We start from the raw sequence: 15953 nt of genomic DNA on the forward strand, positions 1-15953 counted from the left end.
CGACGGCGGGGCGCCTCCCCGACCGCCGAGCGCCACGACCTCAAGGCGGCGCAGCAGACGGTGGCCGAACGCCGCCTGGAGCTCAAGGTGGCCCGAGCCGAGTTCGCGCGGATCGCGGCCGAGCGCGATGTGGGCAGGGTGAGCGCGGACCGCGTCGCCGGAGCTCGCCGCATGCTGCGAGAGCGGGAGCGCGACATGAAGGCGGTACACGCCGAGGTCCGGGTCAGAAGAGTGCGGCTCAGCGCCGCGAAGGCCGCCCTGCCTCAGGGATCCGCTCCGCGCCCGCTCGAGCGCCTGCGGGCCGAGCACGAGACGATCACCGCCCGGTGGATGCGGTACGAGACGGACCCGGCTCTGCAGATCTCCTACCCGGCGATGACGGACGTGCGTCAGCCGGCCACCGCCGCCTATCTGCGGGCCGCCGGTCGCGCCAACGACCTGCGTCGGGAGGCCGAGCACACTCCGACGCCAGCCGCGTACTCGGCGTACCGCGACGCGGTCGCAGACCTCGAGGGCGCGCTCGAAACGGCGGAGCACCGGGCCCGGGTGCTCGCGGGTGAAGCGCCGCCGACGGCATGGCAGGAAGCGGCACAGGATGTCCTGTCGAAGTCTGCCGAGGCCATCGACCAGGCCGCCGGGGCCGTGTCTGCGGCGTTCGCCGCCTGGTCCGCGCGCAAGCGCCCGCGCGACGACCGCTGAGGGCTGCCGGCATCCGAGTACCCGACGGGACGGACGCCGAGACCCCCGCTTGTCGGCGAGACCCCTGCTGATGCAGGGGGTCTCGTCAATGGGCTAGGGTCTCGGCGATCGCGACCTCAGAACCGCATCACTCCGTGGGCGTCTCCAGGTCGGCCGTGTAGGTGCGCGCCACGCCGTCGGGGGAGGTCACGACGACGGATGCGTCGCCGCTCCCACCGGGGAACACCCGCAGCACGAGACCCTCGTGGTAGTCGTAGTCAGGGCGATCTGTGCGTGCTCCCCAGGGCAGGAGCGTGCCCGCGCGCACATAGAGCGGCAGCGAATCGAACCCGTGCGTCTCGCGTCGCCAGCCCCCGCCCGTCACGGTCTCGCCGCTGAGAAGGGACGTCCACTCGCCGGCCGGCAGGTAGAACTCCACATCACCGCCGGCGCTGAAGACCGGGGCGACGAGCAGCGAGGAGCCCAGCATGTACTGCCGGTCGAGATAGCCGGTGGCCGGATCGTCGGGGAACTCGAGCACCATCGGACGCATCAGCGGAATGCCCGTCTCGACGGCATCGAGTCCCTGCTGGTAGAGATACGGCATCAGCCGCATCTTGAGGTGAGTGAAACGACGCGTCACCTCGACGGCTTCCTCGTCGAACGCCCACGGCACCCGATACGAGCTCGAACCGTGGAACCGCGAGTGCGAGCCGAGCAGGCCGAAGGCCGTCCAGCGCTTGAACACCCCGGCATCCGGCGTGCCCTCGAATCCGCCGATGTCGTGGCTCCAGAACGCGAAACCGCTCAGCGCGAGCGAGAGTCCTCCGCGCAACGTCTCGGCCATCGACACGTACGTGGAGGTCGAGTCACCGCCCCAGTGCACCGGCATGCTCTGGCCGCCGGCCGTCGCCGATCGTGCGAACAGCACCGCGTCGCCCTCGCCCCTCGCCTCGACGAGCACGTCGTGCACCGCCCGGTTGTACAGCTGCGTGTAGAGGTTGTGCATGCGCTCGGGGTCGCTGCCATCCGCCCACTCGACATCCGTGGGGATGCGCTCGCCGAAGTCGGTCTTGAAGCAGTCGACGCCCTGATCCACGAGCGCACGGAGCTTCGACTGGTACCAGGCCGTGGCATCGGGATTCGTGAAGTCGACAAGGCCCATGCCCGACTGCCACTGGTCCCACTGCCACACCGAGCCATCGGGGCGCGTGACCAGGTACCCGAGGTCGGCTCCCTCGCGGAACAGCGCCGAACGCTGGGCGATGTAGGGGTTGATCCACACGCACACGCGCAGATCCTTGTCGTGCAGACGCGCGAGCATGCCGTCGGGATCCGGGAACACGCGGGAATCCCACTCGAAGTCGCTCCAGTTGAACTCGCGCATCCAGAAGCAGTCGAAGTGGAACACCGAGACGGGGAGTTCCCGGGCGGCCATCTCGTCGATGAACGAGTTCACGGTCTGCTCGTCGTAGTCGGTCGTGAAGCTGGTCGACAGCCACAGGCCGTACGACCAGGCGGGCACGACGGGAGGGCGACCGGTCAGCGCGGTGTAGCGGCGCAGCACGTCCTTCGGGGTGGGGCCCGCGATGACGAAGTACTCGAGCGCCTCGCCCGTGACCGAGAACTGGACGCGCTCGACGGCCTCCGAGCCGATCTCGTACGACACGTGACCCGGGTCGTTCACGAGCACGCCGTAGCCGTGGCTCGACACGTGGAACGGCACGCTCTTGTAGGCCTGTTCGCTCGAGGTGCCGCCGTCGGCGTTCCAGATGTCGACGGTCTGCCCGTTCTTCACCAGCGGACCGAAGCGCTCCCCGAGTCCGTAGACGAGCTCGCCCACTGCCAGCTCCAGCTGCTCGTGCACGTAGGTCGACGCGGCGGGGATGCCGGCGTCGTACTGCGTGTTGCTCACGACGCCCGCGTCGACCGCGGCGTCCGCCGAGAGACGCACGTACCCCTGAGAGCGGTGGCCGCTGCCGGTGACGCGGCGCCCGTCGACCTCGAACGAGAGGTTCCACGGTGCGCCGGGTGCGATCCGGGCGACCAGCGAGCCGGCATCCAGCACGCCTCCGGCATCCGACACCGAAGCGGATGCCGTCGCCGAGCCCGCACCGGGCAGATCGAACCCGCCGTGCCCGACGGCCCCCTCGTGGTGCACGATGCGCACCCGGATGACGCCCTCGGCGGGGGAGGAGAGCGTCGTGGTCAGCACCGCCCTGTTGAGCGTGTCGCCGCGCCCTGAGATGACCTTGGTCGGAGCGGTGATGACGAGACCGTCTCCATCAGGCGTCGTCGTCCGGTCGATGTCGTAGGCCTCCTGCGCGTACAGCGCGTCGACGCCGGGTCGGAGCTGCCAGAAACCATCGGTGAACTTCATTACTTGACTGCTCCTGCGGTGATGCCGCGCGTGAGGGTGCGCTGGAAGATGAGGAAGAAGATGAGCGTCGGGATGATGCCCAGCAGAGCCGAGGCGCTCGTCGTCGTGACGTCCATCAGCCGATCGCCCTGCAGCACGCTGATGGCCACGGGGACGGTCTGATTGTCGTTCGACGCGAGGAACGTCAGCGGGATGAGGAACTCGTTCCACGTCCAGATGAAGAAGAAGATGAGCAGCACCGACAGGGTCGGGCGGCTGATCGGGAAGACGACCCGCCACAGGATCTGCCAGCGGCTCGCCCCGTCGAGGGACGCAGCCTCGAGGACCTCTTTGGGGAAAGTCCCGTACACGCTGGAGAGCAGGTACGTGCCGAACGCGGCCTGGATCACCGTGAAGATGATGATCACGGAGAGCACGTTGTCGTACAGTCCGACCGACTTGAACATGTAGTACAGCGGGTACAGCAGCGCCTCCTGCGGGAGCAGGTTCGCGAGCAGGAACAGCAGCACGATCCAGGTGCGTCCGCGCACGCGTCCGATGCCGATCGCGAAGGCGTTCAGCATCGAGATGACCACGGCGAGCACCGCGACCGCACCCGAGATCAGGATCGAGTTCCACACCTTCTGGGGGAAGTTCACCCGCTCCCAGAACTTGACGATGCCGGTGAAGTCGAGTTCGTGCGGCAGCGCCAGGGGGCCCGAGGTCGCGTAATCGGTCGGCGACTTGAACGAGTTCACGATCACCAGGTAGAAGGGCGCGACGACCAGCACGGCGCCGATGACGACGAGGGCGAGCATGAGCCAGTCGATGCCGCGCTTCTTGGTCATGCCGCCTCGGGCCCTCTTGGCCTTGCCGGTGACGATCAGAGTGGTGGCGCTCATCACAGGCCCGCCCTTTCCTTGCGTTCGATCGAGTTCTGCACGCGGATGAACACGATCGACACGATGACCACGACGATCGTGAGCACGGTGGCGATGGTGGCGCCGTAGCCGACGTTCCGCTTCGTGAAGAACTCCTGGTACGCGTAGAACGCGGGGACCAGGGTGGAGCCCGCGGGGCCGCCGCGGGTGATGATGTAGACGGGGCCGAACACCTTGAGGGCCGCGATCGTGCAGGTCAGGGTCACGACGAAGATCTCCGGGCGGATGATGCTCATCGTGATGGCGGAGAAGCGCTGGAACCAGTTGGCGCCGTCGAGCTCGGCCGCCTCGTACAGCTCGGGGTCGACCCGCTGGAGCGCCGCCATGAACACGACGACCGGATAGCCGAGCTGCACCCAGACCATGACGACCATCAGCACGATCAGGGCCGACGGCATCTGGCCGAGCCAGTCGTAGGCGGGCATGCCGAACCAGCTGAGGATCTGGTTCAGGGCGCCGTCCTTGCCAGGGCGCACGATCCAGCCGATCACGATGCCGGCGACCGCGATCGGCAGGATCTGCGGGAGGTAGTACGTGGCGCGCAGGAAGCTGCCGACCTTGCCGCCGAATTTGCGGCCGATCACGTCGAACAGGAGCGCGGCGACGATGAGTCCGACGATCGTCGGCACGACGACCATCGCGATGATCATCCACACCGAGTTCTGGAACGACGTCCAGAAGTCCTCGTCGGTGAACAGCTTCTGCCAGTTCTCCAGGCCGATGAACTCCGGGGTGCGCACGCCCTTCCACTTGGTGAAAGTGAGGTACACGTTCCAGAGGAGGGGGACGATCACGACGATCAGCAGCAGGGCGAAGCCGGGGAGCAGGTAGAGCCAGTAGGCCCCCGTCCCGCCTCTGCGCTGCGGGATCAGCGGCTCTTCGGGCGGCAGCGCGGTGCGGCCCGATCGTGTTGCAGATGACATGTTCATGCTCCAGGAGGGGAGGGGGCGGCATCCGTGCGGACACCGCCCCCGATCAGCGGATCAGCGGAAGTCCGCGGTTCCTTCGTCGTAGGCCTTGCCGAGGTTGTCGTCCGTGGTCTCCACGTCCTGGCTGCCGGTGATGAGACCCTGCAGCTCCTGCACGATCACGTCGTAGAAGCCCGGTGCGGGCCAGTCCGGATAGAAGGACAGACCGTCCTGGTCGAGGATGCCGTTGAACGTCTCGATCAGCTCGGAGCTCTTCGGGTCGGTGATGTCGGCGGGGTCGGCCGCGACCGGGAGGCCGCCGTTGTTGCCGATGATCGCCTGGATCTCGGGGCGCATCGTGATGTCGATGAACTTGTAGGCGAGTTCCTTGTTCGCGGCGTTCTCGGGGACGACCCAGAGGTTGCCGGAGGACCCGAGCGAGAGGTCCGCTCCGGGGAATGCCGTCATGGTCCAGTCGAAGCCGGTGGCCTCGTTGACGAAGCGGCCGTACCACCATGAACCCGAGACGAAGATCGGCGAGGTGCCGTTGATGAAGGAGACTCCGGCGTCCTCCGCCTTGATCGACGAGACGTCGGAGGCGATGTACCCCTTGTCGACATACTCCTTGAGCGTCTGGGTGGCCGAGGTGATCTCAGGGCCCTGCCAGTCGACCGGATCCTTGTACAGCTGGTAGTCGTCGACGAAGCCGCGGTCGCCCTCCATCAGGGCGAGCTGGTACCAGAGCTGGCCTAGCGGATACTCTGCGCCGGCTTCGGCCAGAGGAGTGATGCCCTTCGCGACGAACGCGTCGAGCACGTCGACGAACTCGTCGTAGGACGTGGGGATCTCGAGGCCGGCCGCGGCGAAGGCGTCCTTGTTGTAGTACACCCCGACGAACTCGCCGTAGTTCGGGATGCCGTACCAGGCGTCGCCGCCCATCACGCCGTCGTCGGAGTACTTGGCGGTCGTCTGCAGCGACGGAGCCAGCTTGTCGGCCCAGCCGTACTCGTCGACGGCGTCGGAGATGTCGGTGATGAGGCCGGTCGAGGCGAGGAAGCCCGCTGTCGCGTTGCCCTTGTTGAACTCCATGAGGTCGGGGGCGGCGTCTGTGTCGAGCACCTGGCTCGCGGTCTTCTGGATCTGTTCGAAGGACTTCTCTTCGAACTCGACCTTGGCGCCGGTCTCCTCCTCGAAGATCTTGATGGCCTCGGTCCAGGCCTTGCCCATCGCGCTGTCTTCGCTCTCGTAGTGCCAGAGCTTCAGGGTCTGGCCGTCGCCGCCCTCGTCGGATCCTCCCGGCGTGCAGCCGGCCAGGGCGAGTCCTGTCGCGGTGAGCGCGGCCAGCGCGGCGAGCGTCTTGGTCCTGCGTGTGTTGCGTGCCATCGTCGGCACTCCTTTCTCGGTGGCCCTGGGGCCGGACACTGCGTTGTGGTTCGGGTGTTCAGTTGGTCTTTGTCGAAGCGTTTCGATAGCGCAGACGCCGATTCGCCGTTGCGGAGTCGCCGTCTATCCCGGGGGAGCGACAGAGCCGGCGGTGCGGTACTCGGGCGGAAGAAGGTGGATGCCGGTCGAGGATGGTCCGTCCTCGAGGTGCCGCACGGCGAGTTCGACGGCGAGCTCGCACGACTGCTGCGGGATCAGCGGAATCGTGTCGATGGGGGCGGACAGCGTGGACGTGTCGAAGGACGCCGCCGCCGAGACGATCGACACGTCGTGGCCGACGCGCAGCTCCCGCTCGGCGAGGACCGACAGGAGCGCCTCGTGCACGTCGTCGACGGCGTGCACGATGAAGGCGCGGTGGCCGTGATCGAGAGCAGATGCCGCCGCCTCTCGGACGGCGGCGACGTCGGTTGCGGCCGTGCCCGTCGTGACCCAGTCGACAGCGACGCACCGCTCGAGGGCCCGATCCTCCACTCCGTGCAGGAGGCGGCGGGGGAAGTTGGACTTGCGGTACGCGACCTCGGTCTGGCCCAGCAGGGTGATGCGCTCGTGCCCGGCGTCGGCGAGGCGGTCGACCGCGATGCTCCCCGCCGCCTCGAAGTCCAGGTCGACGCAGGTGAGTCCCTGCGCGTCGTCGGGGATGCCGATGAAGATCGTCGGGGTGCGCATCGTGCGAGCGATCGCGGCCCGTTCATCGTCGGGGGCCACATCGAGCACGAGGATGGCATCGACGAGGTTGCTCGCCGTGACTCTGTTCATCCCCTCCGAGGTCTGCTCGTCCGTGAGAAGCAGGATGTCGTACCCGCGACGGCGCGCGGCGACCGCGGTGGCGAGGACGAACGCCATGTGCGTCGGCGCGTGCGTGTCGGCGCGCAGCGGCTCGGTGAGGGCGAAGATGTGCGTGCGGCGGCCCGCCAGCATCCGCGCGCCCGCGTCGGGCTGATACCCCAGCGACTGGGCAGCCTCTTCGATACGGCGACGCGTCTTCTCGGAGATCGGCCTTTTGCCGCTCAGCGCGTACGACACGGTGCTGATCGATACGCCGGCGGCCTGCGCCACCTCGTGGATCGTCGTCATCGGGACTCCGTCGTCGCTTCGCTCACTTGCTGTCGAAGCGCTTCGCCTGCGCCTCTTCAGTGATGATAGATCGACGGCGACGCCGAGCGCAAGGCTTTTGTGGTCCATTCCAACAAATCACCGTGCGGGCGGCGTGCGACTGCCGAGGGGGGACCAGCAGAGAGGGCGACGAGGTCTCGATGGGGGAGGGGATTCGAGACCCCGCCGCCGGTCTAGGAAGAGACTCGGATCTCGGCGATGACTTCGCCGTAGGCGGTCTCGCCGACAGGCGTGAATCCCACGCGGCGGAAGAAGTTCTCGGGGCCGCCATCGCCGGCCTCGTAGATGACGTTGACGTGCTCGACGCCACGTTCGTGCGCCTCGGCGATGAGAGCCTCGACCGCGAAACGGCCCACGCCACGACCCTGGTCGTCGGCATCGACGTTGATGCGCCACAGCACGGAGCGGAAGTGCTCCTCCGGCGCCTCGGGGTCGAAGTTCGCGCTCACGAAGCCGACGACCTCATTGCGATCGAGGATGACGCGCTGCCATGAGGTCTTCGGGTTCACCACGGTCGCGGCGATGCCGTACGACACGGGAGCGAGGAACTGTTCCTGCCCGGGCTTGAGCGACAGGTTGTTCACGGCGACGATCGTCGCGGCGGAGAGTTCGACCAAGCGCAGTTCGGACATGATCCCAGGCTAACCCCTTGCGAGCGCCTGCACACGCAGCAGCGACATAATTCGCGGGGGCGATGCCGGGGACCGCGACGGGGCTCGCCGGCCCAGCGGGGGTCGAGCCGCTCAGGTATCTTGGTATCGAGACAAATCACCCCGCGAACGGAGAACCTCCCGGTGACCGACGACGCCATCATCTACACCTACACCGACGAGGCTCCGGCTCTCGCCACCGCCTCCTTCCTCCCGATCATCCAGGCCTACACCGGCCAGGCGGGCATCGAGGTGGAGACGCGCGACATCTCGCTCGCGGGCCGCATCCTCGCCGCCTTCCCGCAGAAGCTCACGCCCGAGCAGCAGGTCGGCGACGCGCTCGCCGAACTCGGCGGTCTCGCCACCCTTCCCGAGGCGAACATCATCAAGCTGCCGAACATCTCGGCATCCATCCCTCAGCTGAAGGGCGCGATCGCCGAGCTGCAGGCGGCGGGCTACGACATCCCCGACTTCCCCGACGAGCCGAACTCGCTCGAGGAGAAGGATGTCCGTGCGCGCTACGACCGCATCAAGGGTTCCGCCGTGAACCCGGTGCTGCGCGAGGGCAACAGCGACCGTCGTGCTCCGCTCGCCGTGAAGAACTACGCCCGCAAGCACCCGCACCGCAACAAGGCCTTCGCCGAGGGCTCGAAGACCCGCGTCGCCACTCTCGGTCATGACGACTTCAAGAGCAACGAGCGCTCATGGGTCGCGGCCCACGACGACGTGCTGAGCTTCCGCCACACGGCGGCCGACGGCACCGTCACCGTGCTCAAGGAGGGACTGAAGGTCCTGCCGCGCGAGATCATCGATGCCACGTTCCTGTCGGCGTCCGCGCTCGACGCGTTCCTCACCGAGACCCTCGAGACCGCCAAGGCCGACGACGTGCTGTACTCGGTGCACCTCAAGGCGACGATGATGAAGGTCAGCGACCCGATCATCTTCGGTCACGTGGTGAAGGCGTTCTTCAAAGACGTCTTCGACCAGTACGGCGCCCAGCTCGCGGAGGCGGGTCTCAGCGCGAACGACGGCCTCGGCTCGATCCTCGCGGGGCTCGTCAACGTCACCGGCGGCGCCGAGATCGCGGCGGCCTTCGACAAGGCCATCGCTGCAGGGCCTCGCCTCTCCTACGTGAACTCCGACAAGGGAACCACGAACCTGCACGTGCCCAGCGACGTGATCGTCGACGCCTCGATGCCCGCATTGGTCCGCAACGGCGGCAAGCTGTGGGGCAAGGAGGGCGAAGAGGCTGACACGCTCGCCGTCATCCCCGATTCGTCCTATGCCGGCGTCTATCAGGCTGTGATCGACGACGTGATCGCGAACGGCCCGCTCGACCCGGCCACGATCGGCACCGTTCCGAACGTCGGGCTCATGGCGCAGGCCGCCGAAGAGTACGGCAGCCACGACAAGACCTTCGAGATCGCATCGGCCGGCACCGTGCAGGTGCTCGACAGCGAAGGCACCGTGCTCATCGAGCACGAGGTCGGAGCAGGCGACATCTGGCGCGCGACGCAGACCAAGCACATCCCCGTCATGGACTGGGTGAAGCTCGCGGTCGGCCGTGCCCGTGCGACCGGCGACCCCGCAGTGTTCTGGCTCGATGCGAATCGCTCGCACGACGCGCAGATCATCGCCAAGGTGCACCAGGGTCTCGCGACCCTCGACACCAAGGGCCTCACGATCACGATCCTCGCGCCGGAGGAGGCCACCCGCTACACGCTCGCGCGCATGCGACACGGCCTCGACACCATCTCGGTGACGGGCAACGTTCTGCGTGACTACCTCACCGACCTGTTCCCGATCCTCGAGGTCGGCACTTCGGCGAAGATGCTCTCGATCGTCCCGCTGCTCGCGGGCGGAGGCCTGTTCGAGACCGGCGCGGGCGGATCCGCGCCGAAGCACGTGCAGCAGCTCGTCGAGGAGAACTACCTGCGCTGGGACTCGCTCGGCGAGTTCTTCGCGCTCGCCGCCTCGCTCGAGCACTTCGCCGACCGCACCGGCAACGAGAAGGCCCGAGTCCTCGCGGAGACGCTCGACGCCGCGACCGGCATCTTCCTCGAAGAGGACCGTTCGCCCGGCCGCGCGCTCGGCACGATCGACAACCGCGGCAGCCACTTCTATCTGAGCCTGTACTGGGCGCAGGAGCTGGCGAAGCAGACGAAGGACGCCGATCTCGCCGCAGCTTTCGCACCGGTGGCCGCGACTCTCGCCGAGAACGAGGAGAAGATCGTCTCCGAGCTCAACTCGGTGCAGGGTCACAAGGTGGAGATCGGCGGATACTACCGCCCGGACGATGCTCTCGTCACCGCCGTGATGCGCCCCTCGGCGACGCTGAACGGCATCATCGACGCGCTCGCGTGATCTGATGTGACGAAGGGACCGGATGCCGACGGCATCCGGTCCCTTTTCCGTGCGTCCGGTTGTACGGGGTCTGGGTAGACGCCGAAGGCGCCCGCCGGCACGAGGTCGGCGGGCGCCTTCGGCGAATCCGTGGATCAGTAGTGGACGGAGACCTCGACGCCGTCCGGCGCCCAGTCGTAGACCCACTTCGCGGCCGAGATCGGCATGTTCACGCAACCGTGGCTCATGACATGACCGAAGTTGCTGTGCCAGTACGTGCCGTGGAAGGCCTGGTCGCCGTTGAAGTACGTCACCCACGGGACGTCCTTCGTGATGTAGTCGGCGCCCTTCATGTCCTGGATGCGCACGTGCGCGCGGATCGTGAAGTTGCCCGTCTGGGTCGCGTGGCCGGCGGCACCGGACGAGATCTTCCACGAGTTGACCAGCTGGCCGTTCTCGTAGAAGCTCGCGGTCTGAGTGCTGAGGTTCACATCGGCGGTGCGGACGAGGTTGACCGATGCGAACGGCGTCTCCGTCACGGTGATGTCGTAGATGCCGTCGCCGTTCTCGAGCTGGGCGGCGAAGTCCTCGGCGATGTTCGACGTGTCGCCGATCGTCCGCCCGTTGACGCCCTCGGTCTCGGCGCGGAGAACCTTGCCGGAGGAGTTGACGACGTTCGCCGCGTTCACCGGTGCGCGGTCCACCAGGGCGGGCAGGGTCTCGACCGTGGCCTGGATCGCGGCCTGGTCGGCGACGATGCCGAGCTCGCCGTCGGTGTCGACGACCGTGAGCCAACCCGCGGCCGTGGCGGCATCGACGGGCACGGTGCGCTCGTCGCCGATGTAGAAGCCGATGCTGCCGAGCATCGTGTTGAGCGAGGTCGCTACGGTCGTGGCGTCTTCGTCGGAGACCGAGGCGATGGCCGGACTCGGGTCCCCTGAGAACTCGAGGCTCTTGCCGCCGTCGGCGATGGTCTCGGTGATCGCGTCGGTCAGCTCGGCGACGTTGATCGCTGTGCCGGTCTCCGAGGGGACGACGACATAGGCGCCGGTCGCCGCGTCGAAGGTGACGGCGGCATCGACGGGGTCGTCGAAGCTTGTGGGAACGGCGTCACGCAATGCCTCATCGGCCTTCGCCGGGTCGAGCGTGATGGCACCGGGCAGGGCTGTTCCCCATGCGCTGACGTTCCACATCGGGTTCGAGGCGAAGGCCTCATCAGCCAGGGCGCGCGAGTCGATCGAGGCGCCGAGGTCGGCACCGGTCAGCACGACGTCGTCGCCGGCGCCCGTGAGCGTGACCGTGGTCCCTGCGAGGTGGTTGCTGATGGCGTCGGCTGCGGCACCGGGAGTCATCCAGCCGACCGGGACGCCTGCGACAGTGGTTCCCGGTGCGATGAGTACCATCGAGGCGGCACCCGCGCCGAGCGCGATGACGCCGAGACCCAGGCCGATCCACAGTCCCAGTCGCTTCTTCTTGGGTGCGGGCTCGATGGGGGCCCACGCCAGGGGCTGTTCGCCGTCGACCGGCGGCATCGCCGCGGTGTCGGCGTCGTTCGCGAGCACAGCAGTCGCGGACGCGTCAGCCGGAGACGACGCCTCAGCGGTCTTCTCGGTCGCAGCGTCCGGTGCAGAAATCAGATCAGTCACGAACTTCACCCCCCGGCGATCAACGTGTTTGGTATATCAATCGTACGCGATAGCAGGTAACGAGGAGGCAACGGAGTGAAGTTGCCCCGCGCGTCGGCCCCGGCTCAGTCGACGACGGCGATGCCGTCGATCTCGACGAGCATCTCCTCACGGGGCAGACCCGTGAACACGGTCGTGCGCGAAGGCAGGACTCCGCTGGGGGTATGGGCGGTCACGAAGGCGCCGTAGGCCTCGTTCATGGTCGCGAAGTCCTCGCGCGCCGTCAGATACACACGCAGCATGACGACGTCGTCGAAGGTGGCCCCCGATGCTTCGACGATCGCCTTGACGTTCTCGAGCGTTCTGATGGTCTGGGCGGCGACATCTCCGATGTGCAGATACTCGCCGGTCACCGGGTCGACTGGGCCCTGGCCGGAGACCTGCACGAACGGCCCCTTGCGCACGCCCTGCGAGAAGGTGTGGGCCGGAGCGGGGGCGGCGTCGGTCGATACGCGGGTCTTCACAGTCATGCGGCAAGCCTAGTAGCGTTGTTAGGTGCCTGTACTAATTGCGGATGCCGCAGATTCCCTCGACACGCGGGCGGTGCGCTCGTGCGACTGAGCTCGGAGAAGCCCGTCCGGGTGTACCGCGGAGCGACGGTCGTCGACGGCACGGGAGCCGAGAGGTTCGTCGCCGACGTGGCCGTCGAAGGCGCGCGGATCGTCGCCGTCCTGCGTGCGGCGGATCGCACCGAGCTCGAACTTCCCGCCGCAGCGGCGGAGATCGATGCGGCAGGGCTCGTGCTGGCCCCCGGATTCATCGACATGCACGCGCACAGCGAGCTCGCCGTCCTCACCGGTGCTGCACATGACGCGAAGATCATGCAGGGCGTCACGACCGAGGTCCTCGGCCAGGACGGCCTCGGCTACGCACCGCTCGATGACGCTTCGGCATCCGTGATCCCCGCTCAGATCGCGGGCTGGAACGGCACGCCCGCCGATGTTCCGTGGCGCACGATGGACGACCTCCTGGCGGCCGTCGATGCGGCGACGGTCGCGAACGCGGCTCTGCTCGTGCCTCAGGGGAACCTGCGGATGATGGCGGTCGGTCACGAGAACCGTGCGGCGACTCCCGCCGAGATGGCCGAGATGTGCGAGTCGCTCGGGGCCGCCCTCGACGCCGGCGCGTTCGGGATGTCGAGCGGTCTCACCTACACACCCGGAATGTACGCCGACACGGCTGAACTGGAAGCGCTCTGCCGGATCGTCGCGGAGCGCGGCGGGTACTGGGCTCCGCACACGCGCGGTTACGGAGGGGCAGCCCTCGACGCGTATCGCGAGGCGATCGAGATCGGACGGCGCACCGGGTGCGCCGTGCACCTCACGCACGCGACCATGAACTTCGCCCCGAACCGTGGCCGCGCCGCTGAACTGCTCGCGCTCGTAGATGAGGCGCTCGCCGCCGGTGTCGACGTCTCGCTCGACAGCTATCCCTACCTGCCGGGCGCCACCACGCTCGCCGCGCTCCTGCCCTCGCGGCTCGCGGAGACGGGAGATCTGATCGCGGCGATCTCGGCGCTCGATGCCGAAGGACGCGAGGGGGTGCGCATCGAGCTCGAGGAGCGCGGCTGCGACGGCTTCCACGGCGAGAAGGCCGACTGGAGTGCGATCCAGATCTCCGGGGTGTCGAATCCGCAGCTCGAGGGTCTGGTCGGTCGAACGATCGCCGACATCGCCGTCGATACAGGTCGCCGCGCGGTCGACCTGGTGCTCGACACGATCGTCGCGGATGCGGCGGCCACCGGCGTCCTCATGCACATCGGCCACGAAGAGAACGTTCAGGCGATCATGAGGCATCCGGGGCACAGCGGCGGGAGCGACGGCATCCTGGTCGGCACGCGCCCGCACCCGCGCGGCCGGGGGACCTTCGCGCGCTACCTCGGCCACTACTCCCGTGATCTCGGCATCCTGTCCCTGGAAGAGGCCGTGCGTCATCTGTCGGCCAACCCGGCGGCGCGCCTGGGACTGGATCTCGGCGATGCTCCCCGCGGGGTGATCAGGGAGGGGGCGACCGCCGATCTCGTGCTGTTCGACTCGGAGACGGTCGCGGCGGGCGCCACGTTCGAGTCGCCCTTCGAGCGGCCGATCGGCATCGTGGAGGTTCTCGTCTCGGGTGTGCCCGTCGTGGCAGGCGGGACGGTCACGGGCTCCACGCCGGGCGCCGCATTGCGCAAGCCGCCGCCTGCGCACCGCGCGGTCGTTCCGCATGTTCGAGGCGAGATCGACCCGGGCGCCGAGCCGTTCCTCTGGCGGGCGTCGACCCCGGTCGTCGGCGAGGGCGAGGGCGAGGCCTTCGGCCGGCTGGCCGACGGCCGCGCGGATCCCGCGCTGCCGCCCATCCGTCTCACGGTCGACGAGTCGCTGGCCGCAGAAGCGCGTGCCGCGGGGCGCGTCGGCGACGAGGCGTTCCGGGTGACCGTCGCAGCGTCTGGCATCGAGGTGCGAGGGGCGAGCGCCGCGGGCGTGTTCCGAGGCGCCACCGTTCTTCGTCAGCTCAGGGTGCCGGGGGCGGTGGAGTCCCGAGTCCCCGCCGGCACGTGGGCGGGGGCGCCGGCGTACGCCTGGCGAGGGGTGATGCTCGACGTCGCACGGCACTTCCACCCGGCCGATGACCTGCGCCGGCTCGTCGATCTTCTCGCCGACCACCAGCTGAACGTTCTGCATCTGCATCTCACCGACGATCAGGGCTGGAGATTCGAGGTCCCCGGCTATCCGCGGCTCACCGAGGTCGGCTCCCGACGGTCGGCGACGCAGCTCGGTCACGGCCCTCTCTCGACCGTCGAGCCGGGGGTGCACGAGGGCTTCTACACCGCTGCAGAGCTGCGCGAGCTGGTCGCCTACGCGAGAGCCCGCTTCGTGACGATCGTGCCGGAGGTCGAGCTGCCGGGGCACGTGCAGGCGGCACTGGCCGCGTACCCCGAGCTCGGAAACGTCGATGTCGGCGAGGCGCCGGAGGGGCCGTGGGAGCGCTTCGGGGTGAACCCGCGCACCTTGGCGCCCACCGAGGCGTCGCTCGCCTTCGGCTGCGCCGCGATCGACGCCCTGGTCGAGATCTTCGACTCTCCGTGGATCGGAATCGGCGGGGATGAGGTGCCCGTGACCGAATGGGCCTTGAGCGCCGCCGCGGGCGAACGCATGCGTGCTCTCGGTCTCGCGACGGCGCGAGACGTGCAGCCGTGGTTCACGAGGAAGTTCGTCGAGCGGGTGCGCAGCCATGGGCGCACGGCGCTCGCCTGGGACGAGGTGCTCGAGGGAGACGTGCCCGACGGCGTCGAGATCCTCGCGTGGAGGGGGCCGGTCGCGATGCGCGAGGCGCTGCGGCGGGGCATCCCGGTGATCGCCTGCCCCGATCTCGAGGCGTACCTGGACTACCCCCAGTCGGATTCCGAGGAGGAGCCGATCAGGGTGGGGCCACCGCTGACGATCGAACGCGCCTATTCGCTGCGCGTCGAGCCCGGTGCGCTGGGAGGCCAGGCGAACGTCTGGACGGAGCATCTGCCCACACGCGACCGGGTGGATTTCGCGATGTTCCCTCGGCTCGCGGCGATCGCCGAGCGGCTCTGGGACGGGGGAGACCCCGGCGATGTCGCGGATCTGCTGCGCCGCCTTCCGACGCATCTTCGTCGGCTGGCCGAGGCCGGCGTGCGATATCGTCCTCTCGACGGTCCTGCCCCCGCGCAGCGGAGGCCGGGGATCCCCGGCAAGCCGCTCACGATCGAGCAGCGCGAGGAGATCGTGGCCGGCCTCGTCGAACATCTTCTCCGGCGGTCGGATGCCGGGGTCGTGGCGTCGCAGGTAAGATAACGTTTCGGTAACCCTGACCCTCCGTCTCCG

Annotated in this window: 11 protein-coding genes; 3 read left to right on the top strand and 8 right to left on the bottom strand. The window is 68.2% G+C overall.

All coding sequences use genetic code 11. The features are described from left to right. Positions 1-699: hypothetical protein (locus ACI3KT_RS15405; RefSeq protein WP_404905393.1), on the top strand; the 699-nt coding region annotated here is incomplete at its 5' end. A gap of 127 nt (positions 700-826) precedes the next feature. Here ACI3KT_RS15405 and yicI read toward each other — a convergent pair. The 6 genes from yicI to ACI3KT_RS15435 all read right to left on the bottom strand — a co-directional run bounded on the left by yicI (position 827) and on the right by ACI3KT_RS15435 (position 8074). After that, positions 827-3058, bottom strand: a complete 2232-nt coding sequence (gene yicI, locus ACI3KT_RS15410; RefSeq protein ID WP_307295287.1) for an alpha-xylosidase — start codon at positions 3056-3058, stop codon at positions 827-829. Next, positions 3058-3939 (bottom strand): carbohydrate ABC transporter permease, encoded by an 882-nt coding sequence (locus tag ACI3KT_RS15415; protein WP_292910366.1) that lies wholly within the window; start codon positions 3937-3939, stop codon positions 3058-3060. The genes yicI and ACI3KT_RS15415 overlap by 1 nt, the downstream gene beginning before the upstream one ends. After that, positions 3939-4901 carry a carbohydrate ABC transporter permease gene (locus ACI3KT_RS15420; RefSeq protein WP_292910368.1) on the bottom strand — a complete coding sequence of 321 codons (963 nt, stop codon included), beginning with the start codon at positions 4899-4901 and terminating at the stop codon, positions 3939-3941. Before ACI3KT_RS15420 ends, ACI3KT_RS15415 begins: the two co-directional genes overlap by 1 nt. A gap of 60 nt (positions 4902-4961) precedes the next feature. Further along, positions 4962-6269 carry an ABC transporter substrate-binding protein gene (locus ACI3KT_RS15425; RefSeq protein WP_307295293.1) on the bottom strand — a complete coding sequence of 436 codons (1308 nt, stop codon included), beginning with the start codon at positions 6267-6269 and terminating at the stop codon, positions 4962-4964. Positions 6270-6392: 123 nt separating this feature from the next. Next, complete coding sequence (locus tag ACI3KT_RS15430; protein WP_404905395.1) at positions 6393-7403, bottom strand: LacI family DNA-binding transcriptional regulator; 1011 nt, start codon at positions 7401-7403, stop codon at positions 6393-6395. Positions 7404-7615: 212 nt separating this feature from the next. Continuing rightward, positions 7616-8074, bottom strand: coding sequence for an N-acetyltransferase (locus tag ACI3KT_RS15435; RefSeq protein WP_292910374.1), 459 nt, complete (start codon positions 8072-8074; stop codon positions 7616-7618). A gap of 162 nt (positions 8075-8236) precedes the next feature. Between ACI3KT_RS15435 and ACI3KT_RS15440 the strand changes: the two genes are divergently transcribed. Further along, a complete protein-coding gene (locus tag ACI3KT_RS15440; protein ID WP_404905397.1) occupies positions 8237-10456 on the top strand; it encodes an NADP-dependent isocitrate dehydrogenase in 2220 nt (739 codons plus the stop codon). A gap of 134 nt (positions 10457-10590) precedes the next feature. Here the strand turns inward: ACI3KT_RS15440 and ACI3KT_RS15445 are convergent, their stop codons facing one another. Next, entirely contained in the window at positions 10591-12081 is a 1491-nt protein-coding gene (locus ACI3KT_RS15445) for a L,D-transpeptidase family protein (RefSeq protein WP_404905399.1), read from the bottom strand. 104 nt (positions 12082-12185) lie between these two features. Then, positions 12186-12590, bottom strand: a complete 405-nt coding sequence (locus ACI3KT_RS15450) for a RidA family protein (RefSeq protein ID WP_307295302.1) — start codon at positions 12588-12590, stop codon at positions 12186-12188. Positions 12591-12671: 81 nt separating this feature from the next. On the opposite strand from ACI3KT_RS15450, the gene ACI3KT_RS15455 reads away from it, so the two are divergent. Then, positions 12672-15923 (top strand): family 20 glycosylhydrolase, encoded by a 3252-nt coding sequence (locus ACI3KT_RS15455; RefSeq protein WP_404905401.1) that lies wholly within the window; start codon positions 12672-12674, stop codon positions 15921-15923. The last annotated feature ends 30 nt before the right edge of the window (positions 15924-15953 follow it).

The organism is Microbacterium sp. ZW T6_19 (assembly GCF_044987465.1).
Lineage (GTDB): Bacteria > Actinomycetota > Actinomycetes > Actinomycetales > Microbacteriaceae > Microbacterium > Microbacterium natoriense_A.

Excerpts from the sequence above, each read along its gene's own strand:
- ACI3KT_RS15435 (WP_292910374.1), bottom strand. The coding sequence starts at position 8,074 with ATGTCCGAACTGCGCTTGGTCGAACTCTCCGCCGCGACGATCGTCGCC.
- ACI3KT_RS15420 (WP_292910368.1), bottom strand. The coding sequence starts at position 4,901 with ATGTCATCTGCAACACGATCGGGCCGCACCGCGCTGCCGCCCGAAGAG.
- ACI3KT_RS15415 (WP_292910366.1), bottom strand. The coding sequence starts at position 3,939 with ATGAGCGCCACCACTCTGATCGTCACCGGCAAGGCCAAGAGGGCCCGA.
- ACI3KT_RS15450 (WP_307295302.1), bottom strand. The coding sequence starts at position 12,590 with ATGACTGTGAAGACCCGCGTATCGACCGACGCCGCCCCCGCTCCGGCC.
- yicI (WP_307295287.1), bottom strand. The coding sequence starts at position 3,058 with ATGAAGTTCACCGATGGTTTCTGGCAGCTCCGACCCGGCGTCGACGCG.
- ACI3KT_RS15430 (WP_404905395.1), bottom strand. The coding sequence starts at position 7,403 with ATGACGACGATCCACGAGGTGGCGCAGGCCGCCGGCGTATCGATCAGC.
- ACI3KT_RS15425 (WP_307295293.1), bottom strand. The coding sequence starts at position 6,269 with ATGGCACGCAACACACGCAGGACCAAGACGCTCGCCGCGCTGGCCGCG.